General features: G+C 61.7%; 8 protein-coding genes. All 8 read left to right on the forward strand.

Going from position 1 to position 8,552, the window contains the following annotated elements:
• Positions 1–575 (forward strand): hypothetical protein (locus Q427_RS32435; RefSeq protein ID WP_231613735.1); only part of this gene is annotated, 575 nt, incomplete at its 5' end.
• A 109-nt stretch (positions 576–684) separates the two neighbouring features.
• Positions 685–1,953, forward strand: coding sequence for a WD40 repeat domain-containing protein (locus tag Q427_RS16280; RefSeq protein ID WP_043515841.1), 1,269 nt, complete (start codon positions 685–687; stop codon positions 1,951–1,953).
• Positions 1,954–2,273: 320 nt separating this feature from the next.
• Positions 2,274–3,098 (forward strand): hypothetical protein, encoded by an 825-nt coding sequence (locus tag Q427_RS16285; protein WP_197030689.1) that lies wholly within the window; start codon positions 2,274–2,276, stop codon positions 3,096–3,098.
• Positions 3,095–3,256, forward strand: coding sequence for a hypothetical protein (locus tag Q427_RS32440; RefSeq protein WP_197030690.1), 162 nt, complete (start codon positions 3,095–3,097; stop codon positions 3,254–3,256). Before Q427_RS16285 ends, Q427_RS32440 begins: the two co-directional genes overlap by 4 nt.
• A 53-nt stretch (positions 3,257–3,309) precedes the next feature.
• Complete coding sequence (locus Q427_RS16290; RefSeq protein ID WP_155833596.1) at positions 3,310–4,302, forward strand: hypothetical protein; 993 nt, start codon at positions 3,310–3,312, stop codon at positions 4,300–4,302.
• A 56-nt stretch (positions 4,303–4,358) separates the two neighbouring features.
• Positions 4,359–4,988 carry a hypothetical protein gene (locus Q427_RS16295; protein ID WP_043515845.1) on the forward strand — a complete coding sequence of 210 codons (630 nt, stop codon included), beginning with the start codon at positions 4,359–4,361 and terminating at the stop codon, positions 4,986–4,988.
• Between the two features lie 500 nt (positions 4,989–5,488).
• On the forward strand, positions 5,489–7,411 hold the full coding sequence (locus Q427_RS16300) for a PrkA family serine protein kinase (RefSeq protein WP_043515848.1): 1,923 nt from the start codon (positions 5,489–5,491) through the stop codon (positions 7,409–7,411).
• A 24-nt stretch (positions 7,412–7,435) separates the two neighbouring features.
• Positions 7,436–8,552, forward strand: a 1,117-nt coding sequence (locus Q427_RS16305; protein ID WP_043515850.1) for a YeaH/YhbH family protein, incomplete at its 3' end; no start/stop codon positions are given.

Genomic DNA, 8,552 nt, shown 5'->3' on the forward strand with positions numbered 1-8,552 from the left:
TCAGTTCCTCCGATGATGTAGGAACAAATTTGCTGGAAGGCGACAGCCCATTTGATCATGATCCAGCCTCATCAGGCTACTTCATGCCGCATCAAATGACGGTTAACACGGAGGAGCAATGGCTTCGTGTGCCGGTGTTTCTTCCTGCTATTCCTCATCAAGATGCCAAGACCGTCCACATGGAGTTATCACTGGAGCTTCTGATGGGTGGCGATGGCACTAAGACTGTCATCGTTGATGATGTTGATTTCTCTCATATACCCGGTTGGGGAGTGGACGTTGATGTTGAAGGGGAAACGCTAACCTGCCGGGATGAGCGGCGCGAGCGGCCTGAGGATCAGCCTCTGGAACTGTATTGCTTTATTCGCGAGGGGGCTCTGCTCGGCATCAAGGTGCCGGGACAAGACGACAGCATGGAGCCTGGGCACCCAGATGCCAACCTGGTGGTGGCGGGAGCCCGAGAGGGTGTCACCCTTGAGGTTGAGCTTCCCCAGACAAGTGAGCGGCACCTGCCGGTTCAGCTTGAGTTTGGCTTGGGGCTACACCAAGGGTCAGTGCACGAATTTCCTGAATAACGTCATGGCAAGCCCTGATGGAAGTGGGGAAACAGAGGAGATCACCATGTCTGCAGGTGTTGCTGAGGTTATGGGTGTTCGAGTGGCTGGCAGGCGACAGGCGAGGCGGATGATGTGTGTCGGCGTTGGCCTGTTGGGTGCGGCTAGCCTTGCTGCGGCCCATGCCGCAAGCCCGGCGGCCGGTGAAGAGAGTGTCGCGCCGGCGTTTGACTGGCTAGACGTTGCACAGGTGCAGGAGATCGAGCGACCGGGCGAGCGGGTGGAACGGGTGGTCTTTTCTCCCGATGGGAGCCTTATGGCCCTCGCTGCAGAAGGCGATATCGAGCTGTGGGGCGTGGAAACGGGTGAGCTGCGCCATCGCCTGGCGGGCCACATCGACCGGGAGTTGGACATGGGCATGCCCATCACGGGCCTTGCCTTCAGCCCCGATGGCGCCACCTTGGCATCCACCAGTTGGAGCCAGGGGGGCGCGCCGGAGGCGGCGCTTATCCTGTGGGACATGCAGACAGGGGGGGCGCAGCTATCCCTGGCAGCCGAAGGGGGTTGTCACGATGTGGTTTTCACCCCTGGAGGCGATGCGCTATGGGCGGCCTGTGGCGGCGATGTCCAGCGCTACTCGCCGGTGGATGGCAGCATCACCGCGCGGCTCGGCGAGCAACCCATCGAAGCCATTGCCCTCCACCCGGATGGTGAAACGCTGGCAAGCGTGGCCGCCAACCTGGGGCCTGACCCGACAGTGAGCACCAGGGTGAACCTCTGGCACCTCGGAGGCGAATCCCCCGGTCATATTGGCACCCTCACGACTGATGCCACCCTCGATAGTCTCTTGTTTTCCTCGGATGGGCGCCATCTCCTTTCCCGTGCCCAGGTCGCTCAGGAAGGCGCTCCCGCCCAACTGCTGGTGTGGGAGTGGCAGCACGGCAATCTGGCCTATCGGCATGAGCTGCTCGGCTCGGGAGCCTTTGCAGTCGGTCCCGATGGCCAGACCCTGGCAGGCAGTTTTCGCGATGCTCTGCTGATGGCGCTCGATGGCACGCCGGTCGACCATGGCATCCTGGTGCGCCAGCAGGGTGGGGCCGACGCGCTGGCCTTCAGCGCCTCGGGCGATCAGCTCGCCTGGGCGGGCAAGCCGCCCACTTTCCCCGCTCCGCTGGTGCGCGTGTGGCAGGCCGAGCCGGCTCCGGCGGGTGGTGGCGAATTACCGGCCAGCGACTATCAGATCATCGAGCTGCCAGAGGTGGAGGCCACCGACGATCCGGTGGCCTGGCACGAAAGCATTACGGGCTGCGGGAGTTCAACCCGGTCACCGTGGAGACGGTCACACTGCGCATGCGTGAGAGCGGCGATATCCTGGTCACGCTCAGCCTGGAAGGCTTGAAGGATGATTCGGTTCGCGCCATGAGTTACAGGCTTCTCTTCAACCCCGCAAGCGAAGGGCGCTGGCAACTCGTTGAGGTGGGACGGCAGCAGCAGTGCTGGCGTGGGCCCACCGAGCCGGATGAATGGACGACGGAGCTTTGCCACTGATGGGTCATTGACCAGTCATTGAGTTTGGGTTTCGGGGTGAGCTGCTGGCTTTATCGGTTATCCCTCTTTGAATGAACGGGGCCAAGTGGCAAAAGGCTGGTTAATCTAATGAGATGAGCCCAAAGCTCTAGCCCAGACAACCAACAACACTCAATCTCTGCAGGGGGCGCCATGTGGGATTTCAAGATCGGCCAGGCCCTTGGCCTGATGCTGAAGACACTGCCATTCATTCTTTTTCGCCTGGCCGTCTACTTCGGCGTGGCCTTGGCCTATGTGCTGATGACGGGGGTCGGTGCCGGCGTGGGCTGGGGTGTCGGGGGCCTCGGTGACGAAGGGTTCCGTGCCGCCTCTACCTTCTGGGGTGGGGTCGTCGGCTTCGGTATCGTCGGCGCCATCATGTATATCCTGCGTGAGTACCTGCTGTACATGGTCAAGGCGGGCCATATCGCCGTGCTGGTGGAACTGATGGATGGCAAGCCATTGCCCCAGGGACGTGGCCAGATCGAGCACGCCAGCACCGTGGTGAAGGCGCGCTTTGCCCAGGCCAGCGTGCTGTTCGGCGTGGACCAGCTGATCAAGGGGGTGCTACGCGCCATTACCGGCCTGGCTCGTGGAATATTCCGCCTGTTGCCGATTCCCGGTGCCCGTCAGTTCATCCGCCTCGTCGAGATGTTCCTGCGGATTGCCGTGGGCTTCATCGACGAGGTGATCCTGGCCTACTGTATCCGTACCCGCTCCGACAATGCCTGGGCCTCCTCCCGGGAAGCGCTTGTTCTCTACGGCCAGAACGCCAAGCCGATGCTGAAGAACGCGGCCTGGCTGGCGTTGATCGTTTATGGCCTCTCCTTCCTGGTCTTCCTGGTGATGTTGGCACCCGCCGCCCTGGTGGCCTATCTCATCCCCGGGGGCTGGTCGGCGACCGGTGTCATCGTAGCGTTGTTGTTCGCCTGGAGCGTCAAGGTGGCAGTGCTGGAGCCTTTGCCATCACCTGCATGATGCAGGCCTTCTTCAAGGCGATCGAAGGCCAGCAGCCGGATCCGGAATGGGAGGCCAAGCTGGATGGCATGTCGGCCAAGTTCCGCAAGCTGAAGCTGCGCGCCAACGAAGAAGAGGCGACAGGCGGCGAGACGCAAGGAGCGGAAGTCGCACAGTGAGCCATGCGCTGGCTTGCCGCAAACGAACCACAAGCAGGCAGCAAGGGGGAAGCATGAGCAGGTACACGAATCACCATGGCGTGTGGCGGATAGGGGTGCTGTTCGCCAGCCTGGGGTTGTTGACGGGGTGCGATGACGATTCCGCTTCCAGTGCCGCAGAGGCCGGCACTTCAGGCGGTAATGGCGGGGAACTGGCGGCCTTGCTGGACAGTGTGGAGAGCGGGGAGTCGATGCTCTCCATCAGTGGTGCCGTCACGTCCACCGGCGAATACACCACGGCGGATGACCCGCGCTACGGTGGAATCAGCAACGATGTCTTCCGGCCCGCGTCGGGAGGCGGTGCCTCCCGACGCGGCAGCAATGCCGAAGGCCCCTACGCCATCTCGATCTACACTGATGCCACACACGAGGATGATCCTGACGACGTCGTGCGCGCCTGGGTTTCGTTGGTATTGCCGGAAGGGGCCGAGGCGGGCAACCGCTACCCGGTGGCAGGCTTTTCCGATGCAGAGGACGATCAGGTACAGGCCCATGTCCGTGGCGACGGCATGGCCTGGACGTTCTCGCGCCAGGTCTCGGGCAGCGTCTACCTGGACGAGTTCGGTGATAGCGTCACTGCCGCCTGGCAACTGGAGGCCGCCGATGGGCGTGGCGAGGAGGCAGGCCGGGTGGCGAGTGAAGGGGCGGTCAGAGATCTTCCGCTGACACTGCAGTCCGAGGCGGAGTATGAACTCACCGTCAACGGGGAAACCGAGTCTACGCTTGGCCGTGTCACCAGCCGCGACAACATGCTGATCATGGGTGACGGGATCTATCTCTACCTGCCTGACGGTGCGACAGCCGGCAGCTATCCGGTCCAGGCAGGCCGCGATGACGACACCGTGCGGGTTCAGTTCACACGGCACGAGGTCGATGAGGTCAGCGGGGAGTTGACCCTGATGGCCAACGGCGAGCGCTACGATGCCGAGTTCAACATCGCTGGCAGCGGTGAGGATGACGTGCAACTGACAGGTGACCTGCGCTGGATAGCGCTGGATGAGAAATGAGCCAGTGACCCGTTCGGTCGCTGTGTAGGGAACATATGATCAAGAGGAATACGACAATGCAAAGCAAACGTACGCTGGGTGCCGCCCTGTTGGGTCTCGTCCTGACGCTGCCGGTCGCGACTTCGGCATTGGCCGACGAGGTGGTCGAGCAGATCGAACTGGGCCTCGAGCTCTATCAGGAAGAGGACTATGGCGCGGCGATCACTGAACTGGAGTTCGCCATCAGTGATATCCGCAAGCTCATGTCGGGGCGTATCGCCGGTACCTTCCCCGATGCCCCTGAAGGATGGACCGCCGGTGAAGCCGAGTCGGCCGGCGGGGGAGGCGCGGCGGCGCTGATGGGGGGCGGCGGTACCATGCTGCAGAGAAACTACCGGGAAGAGGAGGGGGATGGCCGCCTGGAAGCCTCGCTGATGATCGACAACCCCATGGTTCAAGGCATGGCTACCATGTTCAGCAACCCTGCCATTATCGCCGCCCAGCCCAACATGGAGCGGGTCCGCATGGGACGGGAGACAGCCATCGTCAAGTGGGAGGCGGATCGCTCCCGTGTCGAGGCGACCCTGCTGCTCGATGGTCGCATACTGATGCAGGTGAAAGGCCAGGGGGTCGACTCTCCAGATGTTGCCGTCGACCTGCTGAGGGCCTGGGATCTGGCCGAGGTGCGCACACAGGCGGCGCGTTGACCCCGTTGCCTGCTCATCGAGAGTCTTGTCGCATGGCCAGCCAGCGGCAATGATCCACTCGAAACGGCCGGCACCCAGGGGGCCGGCCGCATTGCGTTGAATCCGGCGCTCAACCTTGAGCTAACTTCAGGTAATATCCTGCCGCCGCGTCTTGAACCTGCAGGGCAGCCCGCTACTCTATTCTCCGATGATCCTGAAACGACGGGTGCCGCCGCAGGAACCCGATCGATACGCACCCCAAGTCACTCCGGCTTCACGTGTCCGAGGCAGTAGGCATTGCGGCCGGCCAGGGTGGCTTGTGGACGCTGCGTCCATGCATCGTTAAATCAGCATAGGTTTTTTCAGCGAACCCTCAGCGGCCCCTGCGTTCTCATGGATAGTCATTCACTGCGTTGACAGTTCCCCGGCCGCTCCGCCGGAAGCTGACTAGGCTGATGAATAACCCGGTGAGGTGATCGAGTGTGGCGGTGACCGTCCGGGTGGGCAAACAGGAGGCTTCGATGAGCATCTTTGATCATGTGCAGAACCGCTTCTCTCGCGTCCAGCAGGAAGAAATGTCCCTGCAGGAATACCTTGAGCTGTGTCGCGAAGACCCCATGGCCTATGCCAGTGCTGCCGAGCGCATGCTCCAGGCAATCGGCGAGCCCGAGGTCATCGACACCGCCAAGGACTCAAGGCTCTCGAGGATATTCTCCAACAAGGTGATCCGTCGCTATCCTGCCTTTGCCGAGTTCTACGGCATGGAGGAGGCGATCGAGCAGATCGTTGCCTACTTCCGCCATGCGGCCCAGGGACTGGAGGAGCGCAAGCAGATCCTCTACCTGCTGGGGCCGGTGGGGGGCGGCAAGTCATCCCTGGCGGAGCGTCTCAAGCTGTTGATGGAGCACATCCCCTTCTATGCCATCAAGGGCTCGCCGGTATTCGAGTCGCCCCTGGGGCTGTTCTCGCCCGAGGAAGATGGCGAGCTGCTCGAGAAGGAGTACGGCATCCCCCGGCGCTACGTGAAGAGCGTGATGTCGCCCTGGGCCTCCAAGCGGCTCAGGGAGTATGGCGGCGACATTTCCGAGTTCAAGGTGGTCAGGCTCTATCCGTCGCGGCTCAACCAGATCGCCATCTCCAAGACCGAACCCGGCGACGAGAACAACCAGGACATCTCTTCCCTGGTGGGCAAGGTGGACATCCGCCAGCTGGAGCTCTACTCCCAGGACGACCCGGACGCCTACAGCTTCTCCGGCGGCCTTTGCAAGGCCAACCAGGGGCTGATGGAGTTCATCGAGATGTTCAAGGCACCGATCAAGGTGCTGCACCCGCTGCTGACCGCCACCCAGGAGGGCAACTACAACCCCACCGAGGGCATGGGGGCGATTCCTTTTGAAGGCATCGTGCTGGCCCACTCCAATGAAAGCGAGTGGCAGGCCTTCCGCAACAATCGCAACAACGAGGCCTTCCTCGACCGGGTCTACATCGTCAAGGTGCCCTACTGCCTGCGGGTCACCGAAGAGATCAACATCTACAAGAAGCTGCTCGAGCATTCGTCTCTCGACCAGGCGCCCTGTGCACCGGACACCCTGCGCATGCTGGCCCAGTTCTCGGTACTCTCGCGACTCAAGGAGCCGGAAAACTCCAGTATCTACTCCAAGATGCGGGTCTACGACGGCGAGAACCTCAAGGATACCGACCCCAAGGCCAAGTCGATCCAGGAGTATCGGGATGCGGCGGGTGTCGACGAGGGGATGGACGGGCTCTCCACGCGGTTTGCCTTCAAGATTCTCTCCAAGGTGTTCAACTTCGACAATCACGAGATAGCCGCCAACCCGGTGCACCTGCTCTATGTGCTCGAGCAGCGCCTCGAGCAGGAGCAGTTGCCCAAGGAGACCTTCGAGCGCTACCTGCGTTTCATCAAGGAGTTCCTGGCGCCGCGTTACGTGGACTTCATCGGCAAGGAGATCCAGACCGCCTACCTGGAGTCCTACTCCGAATACGGTCAGAACATCTTCGACCGTTACGTGACCTACGCTGACTTCTGGATCCAGGATCAGGAATATCGCGATCCCGAGACCGGGGAGCTCTTCAATCGGCAGTCTCTCAATGAGGAGCTCGAGAAGATCGAGAAGCCGGCGGGTATCTCCAACCCCAAGGATTTTCGCCACGAGGTGGTCAACTTCGTGCTGCGGGCGCGGGCCCAGAACAATGGCATGAACCCCAGCTGGCAGTCCTACGAGAAGCTCAGAGGGGTCATCGAGCACAAGATGTTCGCCAATACCGAAGAGCTGCTGCCGGTGATCTCCTTCAATGCCAAGGCGTCCACGGCAGACCAGAAGAAGCACGAGGACTTCGTGGAGCGGATGAAGGATCGTGGTTACACCGAGAAACAGGTACGACTGCTCTCGGAGTGGTACTTGCGTGTGCGTAAATCGCAGTAACCGGCGCTGGCCTGGGAGGTCACCATGACCTATTTCATCGATCGACGCGCCAATGCCAAGCACAAGAGTGCGGTCAATCGGCAGCGTTTTCTCGACCGCTACCGGACGCATATCAAGCGTTCGGTGGAGGAGGCGGTCAATCGTCGCTCGATCACCGACATGGAGCGTGGCGAGAAGGTGTCGATTCCGGCCCGAGATATCTCGGAGCCGGTGTTCCAGCACGGGCCGGGCGGCAAGCGGACCATTGTCAGTCCCGGTAACAAGGAGTTCGTCCAAGGCGACCGCCTGCGCCGTCCCGGTGGTGGTGGCGGAGGCGGCGCGGGAGAAGGAGGCGCCTCCAACCAGGGTGAAGGCATGGATGAATTTGCCTTCACCTTGAGTCGAGAGGAGTTCCTGGATTTCGTCTTCGACGGATTGGAGCTGCCACACCTGGAGCGCAAGGCGCTGGTGGATCTTGACGAGGTGCGGCCGGTGCGTGCGGGGGTGTCCCGGGACGGTGTGCCGGCACGCATGAATATCGTACGCTCCATGCGCGAGGCCTATGCCCGGCGGATCGCCATGCGCGCGCCCATTCGGCGGGCGCTGCGCGAGGCACGTGAAGCGCTTGACCTGGAGGAGGGCAAGGATCCGGTGCTGCGCAACCCGGCGCGCATTGCCGAGCTCAGGGCCGAGATCGAGCGGCTGGAGAAGCGCCTGGAGGCGGTGCCGTTCATCGATACCTACGACCTTCGCTACAACAACCTGATCAATCAACCCCAGCCATCGAGCAAGGCGGTGATGTTCTGTGTCATGGATGTTTCGGGCTCCATGACACAGGCCCACAAGGACATCGCCAAGCGCTTCTTCCTGCTGCTCTACCTGTTTCTGGAGCGCAATTACGAGAAGGTCGAGCTGGTCTTCGTGCGCCACCACACCGCCGCCAAGGAAGTCGACGAAGAGGAGTTCTTCTATTCTCGGGAGACCGGCGGCACCATCGTATCGAGCGCCCTGACACTGGTCGACGAGATCATTACTGATCGCTACCCGCCTGGCCAGTGGAATCTTTATGTGGCCCAGGCCTCGGATGGCGACAACTGGGACGACGACTCCATCACCTGTCGGGAGCAGCTGGTGAAATCCCTCATGCCACGGCTGCAGTACT

Source organism: Halomonas sp. BC04 (genome assembly GCF_000568385.1).